The following is a 21,477-nucleotide window of genomic DNA, read 5'->3' on the forward strand; positions in this document are numbered from 1 at the left end:
AACACGTGAGCACTTCTCCTTTTCTTATTCCACTTCTCCTAAACGTTCTTCAATTTGCGTCATAATTTTTGCAGCTTCTTCCCAATTTCCTTTTGATAACTCATCTTGATATGCATCGAACATCTTTGATACATCTTGTAATATTTTTTCAGATCCCGTAATATCTTGAACTTGTTCTTCATCCTCTTGTTTTTCCTCTGATTTAGCCTTATCTTTTTGTTTTTCTGGATCGATGAGCGTAAGCATTTTCTCAAGGGCCTTATCAAATGTTTCTTCCATCACGATGTTATCCCCATAAGCAAGCACAATTCGCTTCACTTCTGGCAGAGATGTTTCATTGGAAGATTCAATGTAAATTGGTTCCGCATATAGCACCGTATCCTCGATTGGAATGGCTAATAAATTCCCACGTACCACCTTTGATCCGCCTTGAGACCAGAGATTGAGCTGCTGCGATATGTTACTGTCCTGATTAATTCTATTTTCTATTTGCTGTGGACCATAGATATTTTTTTGTTTTGGAAAACGGTAAACAAATATTTCACCATAATTTTCTCCGTCATTACGCACACCCATCCAAGCGATCATGTTCTGACGATTTTTTGGAGTATACGGCATCATCTGAATAAATTCTTCCTCATCCTGTTCCGGTAATTTCATGGTTATAAAGTATGGTTCCATTTCGATATCTTCGTTAAAGTATTTTTCAGTCGGGAATTGCCAGAAATCTTCCCGATTATAAAAGATTTCCAGATTAGACATGTGGTACGTTCCATACATTGCTGATTGTATTTTAAATAAATTTGTCGGATAACGGAAATGACGCTGTACGTCTTCCGGTATTTCATTGGTGAATAGATCTGGGAACATCTTACTGTATGTTTCAAGTAATGGATCCTCTTTATCCACGGTATAAAAATTCACTTCCCCTGTATACGCATCAATGACTACTTTCACAGCGTTTCTTATATAATTTTCATTTCCTTTATGCGGCTCTGCATATGGATAACTCTCTGCTGTTAAATAGGCGTCAATCATCCATGCGAGACTGCCATCCTCCCGAACAAAAATATACGGATCATCGTCGTATTTAAAAAATGGAGCGATTCTTTTAACCCTGTCCATAATATTACGTGTTTCGAGTAATTGACTTTCCTTTGTAATTTGATCCGATACAAGCATACGGAATGAACCTTCTTTCAGTGCAAACAAGAACCGATTGATTCCTTGCAAAGGGATACCTGAATCAGCTTCAAAGCGGGTCGATTTATTTTCATCCCCAGCAGGATAGTCAAATTCATCCACGTTACTATTGACAATCACATTTCCGTAAGGTTCTTCCCCAAAATAAATCTGAGGCCGTTTCACATCAATTACACCTTCTGACGGCACATTTTTCAACATATACTTCGGCTGCCCCTGCTTCGTAATCTCATTCACATGACTCATCGCGATACCGTATCCATGGGTATATCTCATTTTCTGGTTTACCCAAGTTTGAGCCTGGGACGGGAGGTTAACCGTATTTAATTCCCTTGCACCAACAAATACCTGTTCATACTCTCCGTCAATTTCGTAACGATCAATATCAATATTATTAAATTGATAGTACGTACGGAATGTCTGTAATTGATTGTAAATATCCAGAAGTGGTCTAGCGTCATTGATTCGAACATTATCAATGGTTAATTTATTTCGATCAACCATCGCTTCATCCAGTGTAAACGCACCGGAAATTTCCTTCTCTTTTATATGATCCAGATCATAAGCTGCTCTTGTAAAAGAAAGATTATGTGCCAAATATGGCTTTTCTTTGGAAAACTCATTCGGAGACACAAGGAAATTTTGAACAGCCATCGATACGCCTTGACCAGCAATCAAAAGAACGATATAGACACCAACAGGAATCACGATGGAATTAATTTTGCCTCGATTGACTGCAATAAACATCCATACTGCCGCAATTACTGCAACAGCTGCCAGGATATATGAAGCTGGAATATTAATCATTTTATCGGTGTAGCTTAGTCCGTGTACGACACTCTCTTGGAAAATATTTACCTTATTTGTAAGAAGTGTCTCATACGGCGCCAAAACATGAATACCAGCAAGCAGCAGTCCGATGATTCCAAGTGTCACCCCAAGATGTAATTGAGCGGAACGGCTCATCCGGTAAATATGAAAAACAGAATAAGCGCCAATTTCGATCGCTAAGAAAAAGATACTTAAACCGAGTAAAATATAAATGATCATTTTTACAAACGGTAGGATAAACATATAAAAGGAAATATCCATATGAAAATAAGGATCCTTTTGATCAAAAGAAGCATGATTTAAAAACTTCAAAAGCGGTTCCCATCCAATTCCTTGTACGATGGAACTTCCCATTGCACCAACAAATAGAGCAGCGATGACCATAAGAATTCTGCTTATTTTTTTATTTTGAATAACAGGTGGCAACATATTGCTGTGGAAATGACCGATATATGTTTTTCGAATCCAGGCAAACGTAATATAAGTAAGTATGAAAAATAGAACAAAACCGATAGCACCTAGCAATAACTTACTGCCAAACATCGTCGTAAAGACTTTTTCAAAACCAAGTGAACCCATCCATATGTAATCGGTTATCCAGCGAAATGAAAGCATAAATATAACCGCAAGCACAAGAAGTATCCCCAGTACAATTCCACCGGGCTTTCCGATTCTTTTCACTCTTTCCATATGTCTGCGATTCGCCATTCTATCTTTGAAATTCAACAAACTCCCCCCTATGTTCCTAGCATATTCTTTATCTATCATAACAGATTATGCGCATTGTTTCTTTTATATTTCACCCGAAAAAAATTGGAATGAATTTCATTTTTTAAATAGGTTCGCTATGATTCTATTCATGGGAATAATCGTACCTACTAGGACAATCAATATAATCAGATAGGAGACAATCGTGCGTATCCACATATAGTTTATTTCCCCTGTAATCCGAGTTTCCTCCATAATCAATCCTGTCGCCACACCTGTGGCAGCAATAAAGGGGAGTAAAATGCCACCCATTTGGATGAGACGGATGCGCTTCAGTCCTTCTTTATATTTATAAAGTGTATACATCCGAACAATCACGAATAGAATAAAAGAAACAATCGGTAGAATGGGAAAAGACCTCTCTTTGTGTTTTTTTATCACTCTAAAGTTTTAACACCTGCATTTTCACACCTATTAATGGTATGATTACTTCGGGTAAACCAATGTAGAAGGAGAATCAATCCAATGTAAAATAATCCCAAGTAAAACGAAAAAGATGCATAAACTACGATAAATGAAAGGGATTTTTTCTATGAATTTGCAAGATGAAGTTAATATACGAAGAACGTTTGCAATTATATCACACCCGGATGCCGGTAAAACAACATTAACGGAAAAATTACTAAAACTCTCAAATCAAATCCGTACCGCCGGGACTGTAAAAGGAAAAAAGACAGGAAAATTTGCTACATCTGACTGGATGGAGATCGAGAAACAACGGGGGATATCCGTTACTTCCAGTGTGATGAATTTTCCTTATGAAGGGTATCAAATTAATATTTTAGATACGCCTGGGCATGAAGATTTCAGTGAAGATACGTACCGGACGTTAACTGCGGTTGATTGTGTTGTGATGATTATTGACGCAACAAAAGGAATTGAAACGCAAACGATCAAATTATTTAAAGTATGCCGTATGCGCGGTATTCCCATTTTCACCTTTTTTAACAAACTGGATCGTGAAGGCAGAGAGCCATTTGAATTACTGGAAGAGATTGAACAGGTTTTGGATATTGGTACCTATCCAATGAACTGGCCAGCTGGGATGGGAAAAAGATTTCTCGGTGTGTTTGACCGAGAGCAGGAGCAATTTGTTCAATATAACGGAGAAGAAAAAGAAACACCTATCCCGTATAAAGATCTTGAGAATGCTGAACATCAGGATGTGGTATCTGATCCAGCGTATCAGGAAGCTGCTGAAGAACTGGAGCTGCTGGAAGAAGCCGGGGATACTTTTTCATTAGACGCGGTATTGGCCGGAAAACAGACACCCGTATTTTTCGGTAGCGCCCTAGCTCCATTTGGCGTAGAAACCTTTTTTAATACTTTCATTTCCATGGCACCGGCGCCTCATCTGAGAAAATCGACAGAAGGCCCGATACCTCCAGATAAGACAGATTTTTCCGGCTTCATTTTTAAAATCCAAGCAAATATGAATCCGGCACATCGGGATCGAATTGCATTTCTAAGAGTATGCTCCGGCAAATTCGAACGAGGAATGAGTGTGCGCTTAGCGCGAACCAATAAGGCAATCAAGCTCGCTCAATCACAACAATTTGTCGCATCATCCGGAAATACCGTTGAAGAAGCCTATGCAGGAGATATTATCGGAATTTATGATCCAGGCATTTATCAAATTGGGGACACGCTCGTTACTGGAAAAGATCATTTTGAATATGAAGAATTACCGCAATTCCCGCCAGAACTTTTTAAGAAGGTAACTGCTAAAAATGTCATGAAAACGAAGCAATTCCGCAAAGGGATCCAGCAGCTTGTTCAGGAAGGTGCCATTCAATTATTTTACAGAGACCAAACAGAATCATTTATCTTAGGTGCGGTCGGTGAGTTGCAATATGACGTGTTCAAGTACCGAATGAAAAATGAATACCATGTGGACGTGATGTTGGATCCTATCGGCGAGCGCGTTCCTCGCTGGCTAAAGCAGGACCAGGTAGATAAGTCATTATTTGACGAGCGGAATATGCTTGTGCGTGACCGGGAAGGAAATTACCTTGTTTTATTTCAAAATGATTTTGCACTGCGTTGGTTTCAAGATAAACATCCAAAAATCGAATTGATTGATTTGTTTGAAGTAAATCAATATGAACAGACCTGATTTTGTGGCGGGGCTATCCGATAGGGTAGTCCTGCTTTTTGTTTATAAGCGCATCTAGAAATGCGCTCCGATTGATATACTCACTCTCGCGGTCGATATGCACGGGATCCGGTTGATATCCTCGCTCTGACGGTCGATATGCACGGGATCCGGTTGATATACTCACTCCGGCGGTCGATATGCACGGGATCCGGTTGATACGCCCTCACCATTGTTTATAAATTATATATTACACTTTATTTACGATTTCCATTTTTATGCAATTTTATGTCGTAGTATGCTATAATTACCTTTAATAAAAATTTTTCGAATTGTTTATAGGAGGGTGTTATACATGTATCGGATTTTAGTCCTTTTTGCATGCGTGATTCTGTTCTTTGCAGGCTGCTCGCAAAATGCTGACTCTCCAAAAAACGATAAAGAGCAAACAGATACGGTAGAAGCGGAAAACGACGAAACCAAAAATGAAGCAAAAGAGAAACCTGATAGGAAGGAAGTATCATCTGAAAAGAACGAGGAAAAGCAAGATGAAGCGAATTTCACTAAAGAGGATCTAGCTAAAGATCATTTAGCTGAAATGGAGCCAAGATCAATCGACTCACCATTTGGAGAAGATGGAAATATAAAGAATGAGCATACAGAAAGAGAAATTGTCGAAGAACATATGGATGAAAACGGAAGAATTTACTTTGATGTTGATGAGAATCCAATTCGCAGCATCGTCAGCGAGGATGGAAATATCTCCAATATCACGAACTATTACGATGCTTATATTGATGTTTTAGAATCTGAAGCTTATGAGTTACCTGAAGATAAACATAAAGAGACTGCTTACAACATGTTTATTTCCCACCCTCCTGAGGAGCTTGCTGGGAAAGATCCATCCGAATACCGTAGTTGGGAAGAAGCCACAAACCTTGAAAGAGGTATTATACAAATCACTTATTTTGCTGCTCCTCCTTTAAATGAAATAGGCTATTCCATCCAAGAAGATAACTACACGGACGGAGCATTTAACGACGCTAGGAAAAAATTAGAAGATCTGGGATCACCAAATGTGCTTATCCCTGCTCCACAATCGGTTTATGATATGCAATTATATAAAAATATGCAACAAGTCCACTCCTTGTGGGGTCAGATTGGACAATTTGAAAATCCTGACGAAAATAGAAAAGAATTTCAACAAGTGTATCAACAGCTTAGAGATGAGATGAACAACATCATTGTAAGGGTGAACTTCACACTTAGTGAAGATCCAAATGGAAATGATGATCCCAGTAAAGAAAAATAATCTTAAAATGGCGCTCACTTCCTTGTAGGTGAGCGCCATTCCATTAGTCATCTTGTCTTGTTTTTATAAAGCATACATACATGAATAATGCAGCAGCAACGACCCAGATTCCTACCATACCAAGTGGAAGCCAAGAAGCCGAATCATGCATCTCTATTAACTGCGAGATTGGAAATAGATCCAGGATTTTTTTCACCAAATTGTCCTCACTAAGACCCATTAATTCAATCATCGGCGTAAATCCAAATAAAAACATGATCGGCATAACATATACGGAAACTGTACTAATGGATTTTGCAAAAAGTCCTACGCCAATACCTAAAAATAAAAAGAATAAGAATAATAGAACCAAGCCAAGGATCGCCCGCGTGTTTAAGAATGAGTCGATTCCCAAAATGAGCAGTGACAAAACCAACGTGATCAGCGTCATAAAACCAGTTACAAGGCTTTTGCCAATAATTACGTCTAGAAAGGAAGCTGGTGACATGATTAGGCCTCGTAAGGTTTTCTTTTCATTTTCCTCTGCCATCATTGCCATTATACAATTCGCAGTGACTGCTGAATAAGTTACACCTACGATGATATACCCCATCATTACGGGCATCTCTTCACCAAGGCCCATTTGACGATAAAAAAAGGCAAGAATAATTGGTACAATAGGCATTAATAGCATCATCGTATTTTTCATAAAATCTTTCATGTCTTTTTCAAAAATGGCGTGAATTCGCTGGAGATGCATTAGACGAGCTCCTTTCCAGTTAGTTTTAAGAAAATTTGACCAAGTGTAGGATGGTCGGTATGCATCGTTTTGACCTGCCCGTCAGCAATCATCTGTCCAATTTTATCGGCACTTTTCACATCATTGATCATAACCAATTTCTTACCTTCAACCGTTTCGATATGAAAATTATGCGTCGAATATTTATAACGCAGTGCATCCGGATTATCCATTTCTTGAATCTTTCCTTGATCAAGAAAGGCTACTCGATCACATAATTCCGTTGCTTCTTCCATATTATGCGTTGTTAGCAAAATAGTCGTTCCTGCTTCATTCAGTTTTTGTAATCCCCGGTGTATATAAGCTGCATTTCCCGGATCAAGTGCAGATGTCGGTTCATCAAGAAAGACGAGCTTCGGCTGATGAATCAATGCTTTTGCCAACAGAACACGTTGTTTCATTCCTTTTGACAGTTTAGATACAACTTTTCCCCCTTCTTTTTCCATGTTTACTTCCCGTAATGTCACAGCAATTTGCTGAAGGGGTGCACTATATAATTTACAAAATAATTTCAAATTATCATAAACAGTCAAACGTTCATAGAGGGCACTATTATCCGATAGAATCCCAATTTGTGATTGAAAAGATGCTGTTTGAAACATATCCGATTTCATACCTAAAACTTCGATATCCCCACTTGACGGTTTTAGTTCACCCGTTAAAATTTTTATTGTCGTTGTTTTACCCGATCCACTAGGACCAAGTAATCCAAATATTTCCCCTTTTTTAACATTGAAATGCACATCATCCATTGCAATATTTTCATGAAAAACTTTCCGTAATCCGTTTACTTGAACCACATTTTCCAAATATATTACCTCCCTCATTAATCTACATCCAATATACGTTGACTACTTTATAAATGCAGCCATATCAAGGTGAAATGTAGATACGGAAGGTTAAATGGTACTTATTTAAGGTTAAAAATCTCCTGAATATCCTGAATTTTAGTCCTGGATAATGGGATCGTCGACTGGATTTTATTGTCAACTCGAAGGGAGTATGTATTCTTCGACCATGTAATGATCTCACGTACTTTTTGCAAATTGACAATGTAAGAGCGGTGGCAGCGGAAGAAACCATACATTTGTAGTTGTTTTTCCATTTCTCCTAACGTTGCATCCATTGTAAATGATTCATTATCAATCACAAGAAGTGACTTTCCATCCTGACTTTCAATATAATCAATTTCCGGTGGATCAAATAAAATGACCTTATCCCCAACTTTAGCAGGAATTTTAAATAGATTTTCTACTTGAGGCGATACACTTGGTTGATTACCAATCTTCTCCTCATCCTGTGCATCCGTTTCAAAAGCATGTAATCCATGTTCCTGCAATTTATAGGCAATATCGCCAAGAAGGATCGCATGCTCCATATTTGTTACTAATAAAAGGACGAATGTTTTCTTTTCCTTCATCGCTTGAAGCATCTCAATAAATGTATTCATTGTCCGTATATCCACACCGTGCACAGGCTCTAGGAACACACATTTGTCCGCATTCATCATAAAATACTTCGCATAATACACACGCTGGACAACCGAATTTGTACATTTATGTAAAGCAGCTTTCGCACAATGGTGAAGATGAAACATGACGAGGATTTCATATAGTGGTGTCTGACAATTGAACCACTTGTGATAAAAAGCGATATTTTGTTCCACTGTAAGACGTTCATAAAGTCCATCTTCCCTATCAAACACAGGAATCTCTTTAGTATATAAAATTTGTACCAACTCTCCTTGCAATTCCGTATCACTATAGATAGCAGTTGGCTGTGCATCATTGACAGTTAGCGAAAATGCTGGAAGGATCTCATGTTTTTTATTTTGTATTTTCCACTCGGACATGACCAAAACTCCTATTTCCCGGGTAATATATTAGCTATTATAGCATGGAAAAGAAAAAAGATGCGCTGATCTATGAAAACACTAAATTTCTGTTTTATTGAACATGGATGAAATATGCCATACACTAAATCTGTATGGATCGCTGAATTCGATCTCAGGGCACAAAAATCCCAATGGAAAGCACTGTTTCATCTTCGACCACCACTCACCTCCACCACCCCACCACACCGACTGGGATCTACAAATCTTCCATATTCTTTTTGAAAAGCCAATTCCACTGTACCAGTTGGACCGTTTCTCTGTTTAGAAATGATAATTTCCATCGGATAATGCTCCCCAGCCTTATGATTGTAATAATCATCTCGATAAAGAAATGCAATCACATCTGCATCTTGTTCAATGTTTCCTGATTCCCTGAGATCCGATAAGAATGGCCGCTTATTTTGTCTTGATTCCACACTTCTTGAAAGCTGAGAAAGCAAGACGATCGGTATATTCAGTTCCACTGCAAGCAGTTTTAATTCACGCGTCATTTCACCTATTTCTAGATCTCTCCGTTCCTGTTTACTCGTTGGAATGATCAATTGTAAATAATCGATGATGACCACATGTTTTTCGTCTGGATGGTCATAGATCATTTTTCGAATGGCAGATCGAATTGCGCTAACTGTAAGCAAGTTATCATAGATTGCTAATTTCCATTTTGAAATCATTCCTATCGCCTGAAAAGCATGTGCATAATCTTTCTCGGAAAATACCATATTTCTCCACTTTTGACTATTCATCATCCCTTCTTGTGAAATCATTCGCTGTAATAACTGTTTTTTTCCCATTTCCAAGCTAAAGATCATGGATGATCCGCCATTTCGTCCATGTCCTGCTGCCAGATTGAGTGCAAACGCTGTCTTTCCGACAGAGGGTCTGGCTGCAACAATAATTAACTCCCCTTTTTGCAAGCCGCCTGTCATATCGTCAAGGTCATTAAAGGAGGTATAAAAGCCAGATGCTTCACCCGTTGGAAAACACATCTCCTCTGTAATATCAAGCAAATGTTCATAAGTCGTTTTTTCCTGATTGATTACTCCTACTTCCCGAACGTTTTGCAAACTGGCAATCAACGCTTCCAAACCTTCTTCAGATGGATTTTTGGTAAATTCCAGTGCACTTTCCCTTGCCGCACGATTCCGATATGCTTCAAAAATCAAGCTTTCATGATGCTTTAAGCTTGCGGTACTTGCTACAGACTCTGCCATTTTCAACAGGTAGGTTGTACCTCCAACATGTTGGATTGCTTCCCCAAGATTGGTTGTGACGGTGACCATATCGATAAATTCACCGCAATCAGCCGCCTTTTTCATCGCCCCGAAAATTTGCTTATGTCTTCTTTCATAAAAATGCTCCTCGCCTATTTCCAATGTATGAAAAAGCGATCCTTCCAGAAGGACAGATCCTAGTACAGATAGCTCTGCTTCAACATTAACGATTGCTTTCATGACTTTTTTCCCTTAATAAACTGATCATTTGTTGGTGAAATCGTTGTTTCAGTTCATTTGGTACCTTATCGGCTTCTTTTCGCCAAATTTTCATTTGCTTTAAATGATCATTTTCATTCGTTTTATAAGCAGCAATTTCAGCAATTGTCGGGGGATATGGATTGTTTGCAACATAAGTAGCTAATTTTTGCATCACCATCGCATAATTCATCTGCTCTAATTGTGGAAGAAGCATTTCCGCTTTTCGTTTTGATATATCAAATTTTGGATAAATATCCCGAATTGCTTCCAGAACGTAGATCGCTTCTTTTTTATTCACAGGCCAACCTCCTCTCGTAATTCATCGAAAACCGATGACTTGCTCCCTTTTCCTTGTTTGCGAAATGGAATCGTATTATTTCTGCTTGTTTCCTTTTTTGCTTCATAAGCGTAAACGTCTTTAAGGTTGTTTAAATGAACCTTTTTCCATTCTTTTAAAATTTTTTCCATATAACTGAATGTACGTCCTCCATGTTTCGCCGTAATTTTGATGGCCTCTGTCACAACCTCTTCCCCAAACACTTCAATCCAGGAGAAAAATTCATCACACGCAAGTGGACTCAATGCTCCAATATTCTCCTCATACACTTTTAAAATTGATTCGCTTTTCCTTTCCTCTTTTCTTCTTTGTATTTCTTTTTGTTTATGTTTATGTATCGTCAAGGATTCGTCAGTGGATTCGCCTATTGTTTCGTAAGACGAAGAGTCAGCTGAGTTGACCAATGAGATAAATTCATAAATGGGTGCTTTCCCTTTCCTCCCGCTTTCACATTTGATTAAATGATATTCGATTAACTTTTTCCTAGCATCAAGAATCCCTTGTTTCGATAATCCGGATAATTGCCCAACAACTGCATTTGGCGCATTAAAACGTTTTTTCCACCTTGCAGAATTGTTTATACTCATAAGGGTATACCAGAGTGCAATTGCACTCGTTGAAAGTTCATTTGTCAAGAGCCATTCTCTAAACGCATTTAATTCTTTAATATAATTCATTGAAATTCTCCCTCTTCCTGCCCATTACCGGCTTTTTTTAAAATAAAAAAGAAACACAAAGAACCTGCCATATTTACCGTGTATGCAGGTTTGTGTTTTCTTCGCTTTGTAACCACAAATCAATGGATTCCTTTGTAAAGAAGATACGATTCCTGAGTTTAATATGCGGAATCTGCTTTAATTTCACCATGACATAAATCGTATCCCGGTGTACACCAAGATATTTCGCAACCTCTTTAACTGTTAACGTCTGTCGTTCCATCGAACGTCTCCCCCCTTATCAATCAGATGTATCGATGAAAGTGTTTAGAACCGTTAAAAACAGAACCTAACACCTTCTACCTTACAAATCGATAAGAAAACAGATAAGGGGGCATCTTTTTAGAAAAAAATTTATATTTTTTTACATTCCCCATTTTTTCTGCAGTTGCGCTATTTCCTCTTGATGTGTTATTTCTTCTTTTGGGGTTTCCAAAATAAATGGAACAGATGCTAATCGTGGGGTCGTTAGCAGCTGATGAAACGCTGCTTCTTTTATATATCCATGGTGAAAAATATTTGCGTGGCGGTCCTTACCAAGTCCGGTTGTATATGTTGAATTGTTTAAATGAATGACTTTTAAATGCTCAAAATAGCCGAGCTGCATCCCTTTCTCCATCACTTTTTCCCAGTTCTCTCCGTTCCAGAGTCCACTTGCAAAAGCGTGACACGTATCTAAACAAAATCCTATTTTTTCTGGGTAATCACATAAATTCCTTATTTGCACCAGTTCTTCGAGTGTCGTTCCAATTGTCCCTGGCTTCCCTGCATTATTCTCAAGCAAAATGAGCGAATTTCCCTCCCATGAATCGAGAACTTCATCCAGCATTTCAATCATAAGCTGATAACTTAAAAGGGGATCTTCAGCGCTTATTTGCTTGCCAAAGTGAACAACCACACCAATCGAGCCACATGCTTCTGTAATTTCTAAATCATTTAAAAGGGATTGAATCACCTTTTGTCTCTTCGCCTCATCTGTAGGTGTCAAACTTGTCGGATAAGGAGCATGTGCAACGGATTCGATCCCATGTTCTTCACAAAATGATTTACATAATGCCACGTCCTCTTTAGAAAATGATTTTACCGACAAACTTCTCGGATTCTTTGGGAAATATTGAAAAGCAGAAGCATTCATCGAAGCTGCTCTTTTCGCAGCACCAAGATAGCCTTCCCTAATCGAAACATGGCTGCCAAATTTCATTTCCTTCACTCCCATCGATGTTCCACTTATTATTCCCATCTTGCTTGTACTCATGAAAAATAGGCATACACACATTTTTAGTTGTGACATACCTTATAATAAACGTCTTGGAGGATTGTTTAATATGGAAGATCAAAAAACAGGGGAAAATATTTCTCATCATCGGTCAAAGTGGCATTTGTTTGAAGTGATTGGTATTTTGATTGTTTTCGCTTCGCTTGTTCTGCTTTTTCTTGTTCCTAAATCATTATCTGAGCTATTTGATACGATCATCAAAGAAGTAACACCTGTTGTTGTAGACACATTTCTGACGAGTGAAGTTGGGATTGCTGTCATTGTCAGCGTTATTGTAGGACGTGTACTCGAACGTCTTGGTTTTACCGACGGATTGATCCGGCTTTTTGTACCCATTATGCACTGGTTCAAAATTAATCCTGCTGTGATCATTCCAAGTTCGTATAATATCCTTGGCGATATTAATGCTGCAGGAAAAATTGCTGGACCTATTCTCATCAAAGCAAACGCAACCAAAGCAGAACAAAAAATTGCCGTTGCAACAATGATTCAGTCACCGCAATCCTTTGCCACTTTCGTTTTGGGTCTCATTGCCTTATCAATTTTTGGCATCAGTGCTTTTCCGCTCATTGTATTAGCTATATTTGCACCATTAATTATTGTACCTTTTATTCTATCCAGAACCATTTACCGTGACACCAAAAAAGTAAAGCTTCGCGAACTGCCTCGTTTTACACCGAAGAAAACATTTTTAGATACCGTTTTTTCTTCTGCAAAAGAAGGAACCGGACTGCTTCTATTAGTAATCATTCCCGCAGTATCGGTCATCTTTATTTTCATTGGCATACTAAAATTCACCGGCATTTGGGATCCGATCGAAGCAGGAATGGGTGCTTTTCTAAGTCTTGCCAGTATCGAACCAGATACAGGAATTGTTTCTTTCCTAGTTGCCCCAACGTTAGCTGTAGCACAACTTGCAGAATTAGGTGCGAATATCGACCCACGCCTAATTGTTGGATCTTTTGTATTAGCTAACTCCGGTCTGCCGATCTACGTTATTCTTGGTCAAATTCCTGCAATTTGGGCAGAGTCAACAGATTTACGTGAAAGAGAAGTAATTTATGCAGCACTAATCGGGATGATCATCCGAGTTGCTACAGCATGTATTCTCGCATATTTCTTAACTCCTTTTCTGGTGGTGTAATGTATGAATAACACGTATGTAGTCCGAGCAAGAAAAATCGTAACCGTAACCGACACGGGCACAATCAATGACGGGGCTATGGTAATAAATGGGGGGAAAATAACTTCTATTGGGCAATGGTCTGTCGTCAAAAAGCAGTTCCCATCACTGCCAGTAGTAGATTACTCTGATTATGTACTAACACCATCTCTCGTCGACTGTCATACCCATCTACTGGAATTTGCCCCCTCTTCTTTGTATCCGATCACAGCGGAAACACAAATCCTGGCGGGAAAATCTATTTTGCTGAATGCCTTAACATCAGGAATTACTGCACTAGGTGAGCAAGTTTGCGGTCATCCAATGAGTCCATTTTCCATGGGTGATTACCGCAGCGTTGTCAAGGGGTTGCCGATGGATATTTCCTTTGCAGCAGTCAGTATATCAATCGGCTTTAGCGAACTTGCACATTTTTCCGCAATCACTAAATCAAAAGTCATTCAAAAATCGGATTTAATCGATCCATCCTACGTACATCAATTGGCAAAACAAAATGAATACCCTGGTGAAAATTTATTTATAAATGCAACACCCGCAAACTTTACAGAAGAGATGGTTCCGCGAGCGGGAGAAATGATATACTCTTTGAAAGAATTAAAGCAAATTGTAACTATTTATCACCAATACAATAAAAAAATTGGTGTCCATGTCGCAGGCGAAGAGGGAATTCAAATGTGCATGAACGCAGGTGTAGACGTTCTCCATCATGCACATGGAATTTCTGATGAGCAGATAGAAGAGGCAACTGCGCGAGGCATTGAAATTATTGCAACCCCGCTTGGCGGCACACATCTCGAACCTAATTCCCCCGAAAACATTGCAAAATTGGTTCAACATCAGGTGCCTCTCTCTATTGCAACAGATGCTTATTTGCCATCCTATCCGAATGTTTCCTGGCTGCCCTTTCCAAATCATAGTTTACAAGGAACAGATGTCTTTATGAAAATTGCCCAGCCAGGAATGAAACAATTAGCGAAAGATGGGTATGGCGAAAATGAGATTCTTGCCCTTATCACAGCTAATCCTGCAGTAGTGTTGGGAAAAGAAAATCAATTTGGTCAATTAAAAAAAGGAATGGATGGGAACTTTTTAATAACAAAAGGAATCCCTGGGTTGGAAATAACCGATCCAGAAGAAGTAAAAGCCGTTTATTTCAAGGGAAAAAAGGTGATTAATCGCATAAAAAGGTAAGATAAGTGGGATGAATTTCCCCTGGCTGTGCTACTCTGTGCTTCGAAATTTGGCATGCAGCGGTTCGGAAGAATTTATCAGCGAACCGCCAAGTGTTATCTAGCAAGAAATTGCTGTCAGTCGATTACTCCCTCCTTCTGACAGCACGCTTGATCACAATTGCAAAGATCCATATCATCACAGAAAAAACAAATACAAAAGCTGCAAGCATACCAAGTCCAATCCCAATCCATGGATTGCCTATTACTGCAACAACAAAACTACTAATGAAAATGGCGATAGCGATTCCGAAACTAATGAACGCCGGCAAATAAACACTTCTTTTCCCACCAGCTTGAATCAACAACGTAATCAATCCAAAAAGAATAATATACAATACGCCTAGCGTATACCCATTGACAGCTTGATCCAGTGTTTTCGCTAACCACTTGCTAGTTTGCGAATTCGGCATTTGTAAATCAATCGTTTCTATATCTTTGCTATCAAGATCAACGGTGTGTAAACGGTACTTGGCTGGTTCGCTTGACCAGTTCGTGTGTTCCAGAAACGCTAATTTATTCTGCTTATGAAAAAACACCGGAGAATCCACAGCTGTTCCCAAATCAGTCAGTCGTTTTGTATCACCACTGTTTTTATCCATCAAAAATAATTCATACTCAAATAACGAGCTTTCCATCGACTCCTCTGAAACCGTTGTGAATGCGAATTTCTTTCCACCTGGGGAGAGTTGAGCATTATAAACAGAATTATCCCTTGATCGACCACGCGGCATCATGGTTTGGTCCACCTTTTCATCTGTAACAGAAAAGGAGCGAAGGACTTCCTTATTTCCATCAAACGCACTAAAATAAACATGTTCTCCATCGGGGGAAACCGAGAGATGATTCATGGAAAATCTATCTTTATCTGTTAATTGCTTCTTTTCTTTGCCGCCTAGGTCCGTCGAAAACAAATCAAATCCTTCACTTGTTTCACCTGGTTCTTTTTTAAAATCCTTTGCATTCATTGCAATATAGTAGATGGTCTCATCTGCTGGTGAAAAAACTGCATCTTTTATATGGCTGTCTTCGTTACTGAGTTGTCTAGCCTCGCTGCCATCGTGATTCGCGATGAATAACGAATGAATACCATCTTCATTTTCGGACAAATACAGTAAATGCTTTCCGTCCAGTGAATATGCAGGATGATGCAGACGTTTTCCCTCCGACTGTGTTATTTTTTCAATATTGGAACCGTCCATATTGGCAGTATAAATTGCTTCTTTTCCATCCGTATAATAAGAGAATGCTAGCGTTTGATCATCGGGCGAGATGGAAATACCTTTGCCCATTCCGGTAAAATACTTATATGGATCATCATCCCGAAAAAATCCATACAACAGTGAAATCACGAACAGGAGTGCAACAACTCCGATAAGTGTTTTAATCAGGCGACTTCTTTGCATGATTTATTCCCCCTTTTCTATTAGCCTGCTTCCAAATGAAAATTAGGATCCGATGAGCTTTGACTTATCATACTCATCAACGTACTCCCCATTTATACATAAACAGGTTGTGTGTTTGTTTCTTTTTGCATTTCGCCAAAAGCCATCACATCCCCCACCAAAAACGGTTCATCATCTCTCGTTGTTGTTCGAGGGTGACATTTCTTTCTCCTCCCTCCCACAACATTTAATCCGCATTTTTCTCTACTTGCTGTATGAAGCAGGCGAATTCTTCTGCATCCGAGATCCTTATTTCTCTTCTTATCATTCTATTTCTCTCTTCATATGTAAAGAATCCACTGCAAGCAAAAACGCTCAGAATAAATTCTGAACGTTTTTGCTTCCTCTTATGCAACAATATGGAGTGATCCCTTTCACACAAGTATAAGAAATCAGTATCTATTTTATGATTGGTTTAGCACTAAACGTAGTGGAATCAATCACATTTAGAATGGCATTTGCAGTATCTAGGTTAGTCAAGCAAGCGATCCCGTGTTCAACTGCTTCTCTTCTGATTCGGAATCCGTCAGAGCGCGGCTTTGTACCAGAAGTTAATGTATTAACAACAAACTGTACATTTCCGTTTTCAATGATTGACAATACATTTGGATCATCTGCCCCGATTTTTCCTACCTCTGTTACCAAAATACCGAATTGCCGCAAGTATGCTGCTGTCCCCTCTGTTGCGTACAATTGAAATCCAAGTTCATGAAAACGCTCTGCTACGCTCCGTACTTCCTCTTTGTCCTTATCTGCTACAGTCAGTAGAACAGCTCCTTCATACGGAACAGTCAATCCAGCGGCAATTAACCCTTTATATAATGCTTTTTCGAGCGTTTTATCATAACCTATCGCTTCACCAGTAGACTTCATCTCTGGCCCGAGTGTTGTATCGACACTCCGTAATTTTTCAAAGGAAAATACCGGCATCTTAACAGATACTTGATCGTCTTCGGGCAGGATTCCTGTACGGTATCCTAAGTCTTCCAGTTTTTCACCCAAAATGCACTTCGCTGCAATATTTGCCATCGTTACACCAGTTATTTTGCTTAAAAAAGGAATCGTTCGGCTTGCGCGCGGGTTTACTTCCAGTACATATACTTCTTCGTCACGGATGATAAATTGAATATTGATTAATCCTTTTACCTCTAATGCCTGGGCTAACTTAGTAGCTGCTTCTAAACATCGCTGCTTCACATTCTCGCTTAGGCGTTGAGGTGGATATACCGCAATCGAATCACCAGAATGCACGCCGGCACGTTCAATATGTTCCATAATTCCCGGCACAATGGTTGTCTCCCCATCACTTATTGCATCTACTTCCACTTCAATGCCCGTTAAATATTTATCAATAAGGATCGGATGTTCATCCGTTATACTCTCTGTCTTTATTAAATATGCCTGCAATTCGTCATCATTATAAACGATCTCCATTCTGCTGCCACCTATCACATAGGATGGTCGTACAAGCACAGGATAACCGATGGAGTTCGCAACTGCTGTCGCTTCCGATAAGTTAAGAACAGCTTTTCCTTTTGGTCTTAGCAAATGAAGGTCTTCCAGTAATAATTCGAATTTATCACGATCCTCCGCCCGATCAATCGCTTCTAAACTTGTACCTAAGATTCTTACTCCTCTTCGTTTGAGCCCTGCTGCGAGATTAATAGCAGTTTGTCCACCAAACTGTACAATGACCCCTTCCGGTTGCTCCAATTCAACGACGTGCATCACATCTTCCAACGTTAGTGGTTCAAAGTATAGCTTATCTGAAATGCTGAAGTCGGTTGAAACTGTTTCTGGGTTGTTATTCATAATGATTGCTTCATAGCCCATTTCTTTAATGGCAAAGATAGAATGTACAGTGGCATAATCGAATTCAATTCCCTGTCCTATCCGAATTGGACCAGAGCCTAACACAAGCACTTTTTTTCGCGGTGTAATAACAGACTCATTTTCTTCCTCATAGGTACTGTAAAAATAAGGCGTTTCTGATTCAAATTCAGCTGCACATGTATCAACCATTTTATAGACAGGGATGAACTGATTATCTTTTCGAATTTGATAGACTTCGTCAATGGAACAACTCCACAACTGAGCAATATGATCATCTGAAAATCCACGTTTTTTCGCTTCCTTCAAGAGATCGTAATTATTTGGACGATCTTCTAATTCTTTCTCCATTTTAATTAATCCACGTAATTTATGGAGGAAAAATCGATCTATCTTTGTATGTTGAAATAATTCTTCAATGGTCATTCCCCTTCTTAAAGCTTCCGCTAATACAAAGATCCGCTCGTCATCAGCCTTTATTAAACGTTCAATGAGAGATTCTTTGGAAAGTTGTGCGATAGATTCTATGAAAAGCGATTCCGTTCCACTATCTAATGATCGGATTCCTTTTAATAGAGATTCTTCAAAATTTCGTCCAATTGCCATTACTTCCCCTGTTGCTTTCATTTGCGTACCAAGACAACGATCTCCGGTAATAAATTTGTCAAATGGAAAACGAGGAAGTTTGGAAACAACATAATCAAGCGCTGGTTCGTAACAGGCGTATGTTTTACCGGTAATTGGATTAATAATCTCATCCAAACTCAATCCGATCGCTATCTTTGCAGCCATTTTTGCAATTGGATAACCCGTAGCCTTGGATGCAAGTGCAGAAGATCTGCTTACCCTTGGATTTACCTCGATAATATAGTACTGGAAGCTATTTGGATCAAGGGCCAGTTGTACATTACATCCTCCTTCAATTTCCAAAGCACGTATTATTTTTAATGATGCGTTTCTTAGCAATTGATGCTCCCGGTCACTTAAGGTTTGCGAAGGGGCGACCACAATGGAATCCCCTGTATGGATACCAACAGGATCCACATTCTCCATATTACATACAACAATCGCTTGATCTTTTTTATCCCGCATTACTTCATATTCAATTTCTTTAAAGCCGGCAATATTTTTTTCAATTAAACATTGGTTTACGGGAGAGAGTGCCAAACCATTTCTCGTAATCGCCTTTAGTTGAGAAAGGTCATCACACATTCCTCCGCCTGTTCCACCAAGCGTGTATGCTGGTCGAACAATGAGTGGAAAACCAATTTGCTCAGCAAATTCACATGCCTCCTCCACTGTGTGAACAATCTGACTATCTGGTACAGGCTCATTTAATTGGCGCATTAAATTTCTGAATTTGTCACGGTCCTCCGCCTGTTGAATTGCTTCTAATGACGTACCTAATAGGTTTACATCATATTCTTCTAATATCCCTTTTTCCTCAAGCGCAACAGCTAAGTTCAATCCTGTTTGTCCACCAAGTGTAGGAAGTAGAGCGTCCGGTTGTTCCACACGGATAATTTTCGTAAGAAAGTCGACATTTAATGGCTCCATATATACTTTATCCGCCACGGTATGGTCTGTCATGATAGTGGCTGGATTAGAGTTAGCTAAGATAACCGTATATCCTTCTTCTTTCAGTGCTTGACAGGCTTGCGTACCGGAATAATCAAATTCAGCAGCCTGTCCAATGACAATGGGACCTGAGCCGATCACGAGAATTTTCTGTATTTCTGTATTTTTAGGCATGTGTATGCTCCCCCTTTGCTGGATTGTCTTCTAGCTTTTCGATAAATGTATCAAATAAATAACTTGTATCCTCAGGTCCTGGTGCGCTTTCAGGATAGAATTGTACAGAAAATGCTGGATAGTCTTGATGCTTTATTCCTGCCACCGTATTGTCATTAATGGCGATATGAGTTAGTACTAAATCTGTGTGAGCCAAAGAGGCCTCTTTTACTGCATAACCATGGTTCTGAGAAGTAATGTAGGTTCTCCCCGTCGCCACATCCTTCACGGGATAATTTCCTCCCCCATGCCCAAATTTCATTTTCTCTGTATCTGCACCACATGCTAATGCTAACAACTGATGTCCCAAGGAGATACCGAATATCGGAATCCTACCAATGATTTGTTTGATCATATGAATAGCTTCCGGTACGTCTTTTGGATTACCTGGGCCGTTTGTTAACACGATGCCATCCGGGTTTAATCGCACCATTTGGTCAGGACTGTAATTATAGGGAACAACCGTTATATGACATTGGCGTTTCGTTAATTCTCGTAGAATACCATGCTTCATCCCAAAGTCCACTACTGTAATACGCTTCCCCCTACCTGGTACTACATATGGATTCACGGTGGATGTCTGCTTTACTTGATCCGTTGGCAGGCTTGATTCTTGCATCCTTGCCTGTACCTCCTGAACGGATTCTCCAATGGGAACAATCATTGCTTTCATTGTCCCATGCTGACGGATAATTCTGGTTAGCTTTCTTGTATCGATCCCTGTCAGTCCAGGGATATGATGTGCTTTTAAGTAACTGTCAAGTGTTTCCACACTACGAAAGTTGGACGGATCATCACAGACTTCTTTCGCAATAAATCCGTGTATAAATGGTGTCACTGTCTCAAAATCTTCACGATTCACTCCGTAATTCCCTATCTGAGGATACGTCATCATGACGATTTGGCCACAACAGGAGGGGTCTGAAATTACTTCTTGGTACCCGGTCATTCCTGTATTAAAAACGATTTCCCCAAAAGCGGAAGAATCACTGCCAATACTGTCTCCAGTAAATACGGTGCCATCCTCAAGTATCAGTTGTTTTTTATGCATACATATCCTCCTCGTAAATAATCTTTCTTTAGCAGTAGTCATGCAGGTAAACTAGAAACCTTCCAGTCGTGAAATGATGTGTTTCCACCCTTGGACAAGAATGTTTGTTTATCCATTTTTGTTTGCCTGTAGCGGACTTTACCACCAACTTATTAACCATGCCGTGTGCTTAATCGAGTAGGTGACTAACCATTACTTGGTTAGTCGACCTCTCACACCACCGTACGTACGGTTCCGTATACGGCGGTTCAATCTCTTGAGTATCC

At 39.4% G+C, this 21,477-nt stretch carries 17 protein-coding genes; 4 read left to right on the forward strand and 13 right to left on the reverse strand.

All coding sequences use genetic code 11. From position 1 onward, the window contains the following. Positions 1-24 precede the first annotated feature (24 nt). Together J2Z81_RS04840 and J2Z81_RS04845 are read right to left on the reverse strand one after the other, a co-directional pair. Positions 25-2,742, reverse strand: coding sequence for a UPF0182 family membrane protein (locus tag J2Z81_RS04840; protein ID WP_226370844.1), 2,718 nt, complete (start codon positions 2,740-2,742; stop codon positions 25-27). A gap of 117 nt (positions 2,743-2,859) precedes the next feature. Then, complete coding sequence (locus J2Z81_RS04845; RefSeq protein ID WP_226370829.1) at positions 2,860-3,183, reverse strand: hypothetical protein; 324 nt, start codon at positions 3,181-3,183, stop codon at positions 2,860-2,862. Positions 3,184-3,334: 151 nt separating this feature from the next. Between J2Z81_RS04845 and J2Z81_RS04850 the strand changes: the two genes are divergently transcribed. After that, positions 3,335-4,918: a peptide chain release factor 3 gene (locus tag J2Z81_RS04850; RefSeq protein WP_029267070.1), complete on the forward strand. Its 1,584-nt coding sequence runs from the start codon at positions 3,335-3,337 to the stop codon at positions 4,916-4,918. A gap of 334 nt (positions 4,919-5,252) precedes the next feature. Next, complete coding sequence (locus tag J2Z81_RS04855; RefSeq protein ID WP_226370830.1) at positions 5,253-6,209, forward strand: hypothetical protein; 957 nt, start codon at positions 5,253-5,255, stop codon at positions 6,207-6,209. Between the two features lie 43 nt (positions 6,210-6,252). On the opposite strand, the gene J2Z81_RS04860 is transcribed toward J2Z81_RS04855, so the two are convergent. The 8 genes from J2Z81_RS04860 to J2Z81_RS04895 form a co-directional block, all read right to left on the reverse strand. Further along, positions 6,253-6,948, reverse strand: coding sequence for an ABC transporter permease (locus J2Z81_RS04860; RefSeq protein WP_226370831.1), 696 nt, complete (start codon positions 6,946-6,948; stop codon positions 6,253-6,255). Further along, positions 6,948-7,787, reverse strand: coding sequence for an ABC transporter ATP-binding protein (locus J2Z81_RS04865; RefSeq protein WP_319023821.1), 840 nt, complete (start codon positions 7,785-7,787; stop codon positions 6,948-6,950). The genes J2Z81_RS04860 and J2Z81_RS04865 overlap by 1 nt, the downstream gene beginning before the upstream one ends. Positions 7,788-7,897: 110 nt before the next feature. Continuing rightward, complete coding sequence (locus J2Z81_RS04870) at positions 7,898-8,839, reverse strand: LytTR family DNA-binding domain-containing protein (protein WP_226370833.1); 942 nt, start codon at positions 8,837-8,839, stop codon at positions 7,898-7,900. Between the two features lie 188 nt (positions 8,840-9,027). Beyond that, positions 9,028-10,332 (reverse strand): replicative DNA helicase, encoded by a 1,305-nt coding sequence (gene dnaB / locus J2Z81_RS04875; RefSeq protein ID WP_226370834.1) that lies wholly within the window; start codon positions 10,330-10,332, stop codon positions 9,028-9,030. Next, complete coding sequence (locus J2Z81_RS04880; protein WP_029267083.1) at positions 10,316-10,651, reverse strand: replicative helicase loader/inhibitor; 336 nt, start codon at positions 10,649-10,651, stop codon at positions 10,316-10,318. The genes dnaB and J2Z81_RS04880 overlap by 17 nt, the downstream gene beginning before the upstream one ends. Beyond that, entirely contained in the window at positions 10,648-11,367 is a 720-nt protein-coding gene (locus J2Z81_RS04885) for a DnaD domain-containing protein (RefSeq protein ID WP_226370835.1), read from the reverse strand. The genes J2Z81_RS04880 and J2Z81_RS04885 overlap by 4 nt, the downstream gene beginning before the upstream one ends. A 73-nt stretch (positions 11,368-11,440) precedes the next feature. After that, positions 11,441-11,629 (reverse strand): helix-turn-helix domain-containing protein, encoded by a 189-nt coding sequence (locus tag J2Z81_RS04890; RefSeq protein WP_029267085.1) that lies wholly within the window; start codon positions 11,627-11,629, stop codon positions 11,441-11,443. A 141-nt stretch (positions 11,630-11,770) separates the two neighbouring features. After that, a complete protein-coding gene (locus J2Z81_RS04895; RefSeq protein ID WP_226370845.1) occupies positions 11,771-12,607 on the reverse strand; it encodes a deoxyribonuclease IV in 837 nt (278 codons plus the stop codon). A gap of 124 nt (positions 12,608-12,731) precedes the next feature. Here J2Z81_RS04895 and J2Z81_RS04900 point away from each other — a divergent pair, with 124 nt between their 5' ends. Beyond that, positions 12,732-13,826: a hypothetical protein gene (locus tag J2Z81_RS04900; RefSeq protein ID WP_051681377.1), complete on the forward strand. Its 1,095-nt coding sequence runs from the start codon at positions 12,732-12,734 to the stop codon at positions 13,824-13,826. Between the two features lie 3 nt (positions 13,827-13,829). Then, positions 13,830-15,056 (forward strand): amidohydrolase family protein, encoded by a 1,227-nt coding sequence (locus J2Z81_RS04905; RefSeq protein WP_226370836.1) that lies wholly within the window; start codon positions 13,830-13,832, stop codon positions 15,054-15,056. A 124-nt stretch (positions 15,057-15,180) separates the two neighbouring features. On the opposite strand, the gene J2Z81_RS04910 is transcribed toward J2Z81_RS04905, so the two are convergent. The 3 genes from J2Z81_RS04910 to J2Z81_RS04920 all read right to left on the reverse strand — a co-directional run bounded on the left by J2Z81_RS04910 (position 15,181) and on the right by J2Z81_RS04920 (position 21,211). Further along, on the reverse strand, positions 15,181-16,500 hold the full coding sequence (locus tag J2Z81_RS04910; RefSeq protein ID WP_226370837.1) for a TolB family protein: 1,320 nt from the start codon (positions 16,498-16,500) through the stop codon (positions 15,181-15,183). A 438-nt stretch (positions 16,501-16,938) separates the two neighbouring features. After that, the gene (gene carB, locus J2Z81_RS04915; protein ID WP_029267093.1) at positions 16,939-20,121 is read right to left on the reverse strand and encodes a carbamoyl-phosphate synthase large subunit; all 3,183 of its coding nucleotides are present in this window, start codon (positions 20,119-20,121) and stop codon (positions 16,939-16,941) included. Beyond that, positions 20,114-21,211 carry a carbamoyl phosphate synthase small subunit gene (locus J2Z81_RS04920; protein WP_226370838.1) on the reverse strand — a complete coding sequence of 366 codons (1,098 nt, stop codon included), beginning with the start codon at positions 21,209-21,211 and terminating at the stop codon, positions 20,114-20,116. Before J2Z81_RS04920 ends, carB begins: the two co-directional genes overlap by 8 nt. Between the last annotated feature and the right edge of the window lie 266 nt (positions 21,212-21,477).

It is taken from the genome of Virgibacillus alimentarius (assembly GCF_017874635.1).
In the GTDB taxonomy this organism is placed as follows: Bacteria; Bacillota; Bacilli; order Bacillales; family Amphibacillaceae; genus Virgibacillus_B; species Virgibacillus_B alimentarius.

Excerpts from the sequence above, each read along its gene's own strand:
- J2Z81_RS04840 (WP_226370844.1), bottom strand. The coding sequence starts at position 2,742 with ATGGCGAATCGCAGACATATGGAAAGAGTGAAAAGAATCGGAAAGCCC.
- J2Z81_RS04850 (WP_029267070.1), top strand. The coding sequence starts at position 3,335 with ATGAATTTGCAAGATGAAGTTAATATACGAAGAACGTTTGCAATTATA.
- J2Z81_RS04855 (WP_226370830.1), top strand. The coding sequence starts at position 5,253 with ATGTATCGGATTTTAGTCCTTTTTGCATGCGTGATTCTGTTCTTTGCA.
- J2Z81_RS04860 (WP_226370831.1), bottom strand. The coding sequence starts at position 6,948 with ATGCATCTCCAGCGAATTCACGCCATTTTTGAAAAAGACATGAAAGAT.
- J2Z81_RS04870 (WP_226370833.1), bottom strand. The coding sequence starts at position 8,839 with ATGTCCGAGTGGAAAATACAAAATAAAAAACATGAGATCCTTCCAGCA.
- dnaB (WP_226370834.1), bottom strand. The coding sequence starts at position 10,332 with ATGAAAGCAATCGTTAATGTTGAAGCAGAGCTATCTGTACTAGGATCT.
- J2Z81_RS04885 (WP_226370835.1), bottom strand. The coding sequence starts at position 11,367 with ATGAATTATATTAAAGAATTAAATGCGTTTAGAGAATGGCTCTTGACA.
- J2Z81_RS04890 (WP_029267085.1), bottom strand. The coding sequence starts at position 11,629 with ATGGAACGACAGACGTTAACAGTTAAAGAGGTTGCGAAATATCTTGGT.
- J2Z81_RS04895 (WP_226370845.1), bottom strand. The coding sequence starts at position 12,607 with ATGAAATTTGGCAGCCATGTTTCGATTAGGGAAGGCTATCTTGGTGCT.
- J2Z81_RS04900 (WP_051681377.1), top strand. The coding sequence starts at position 12,732 with ATGGAAGATCAAAAAACAGGGGAAAATATTTCTCATCATCGGTCAAAG.
- J2Z81_RS04905 (WP_226370836.1), top strand. The coding sequence starts at position 13,830 with ATGAATAACACGTATGTAGTCCGAGCAAGAAAAATCGTAACCGTAACC.
- J2Z81_RS04910 (WP_226370837.1), bottom strand. The coding sequence starts at position 16,500 with ATGCAAAGAAGTCGCCTGATTAAAACACTTATCGGAGTTGTTGCACTC.
- carB (WP_029267093.1), bottom strand. The coding sequence starts at position 20,121 with ATGCCTAAAAATACAGAAATACAGAAAATTCTCGTGATCGGCTCAGGT.
- J2Z81_RS04920 (WP_226370838.1), bottom strand. The coding sequence starts at position 21,211 with ATGCATAAAAAACAACTGATACTTGAGGATGGCACCGTATTTACTGGA.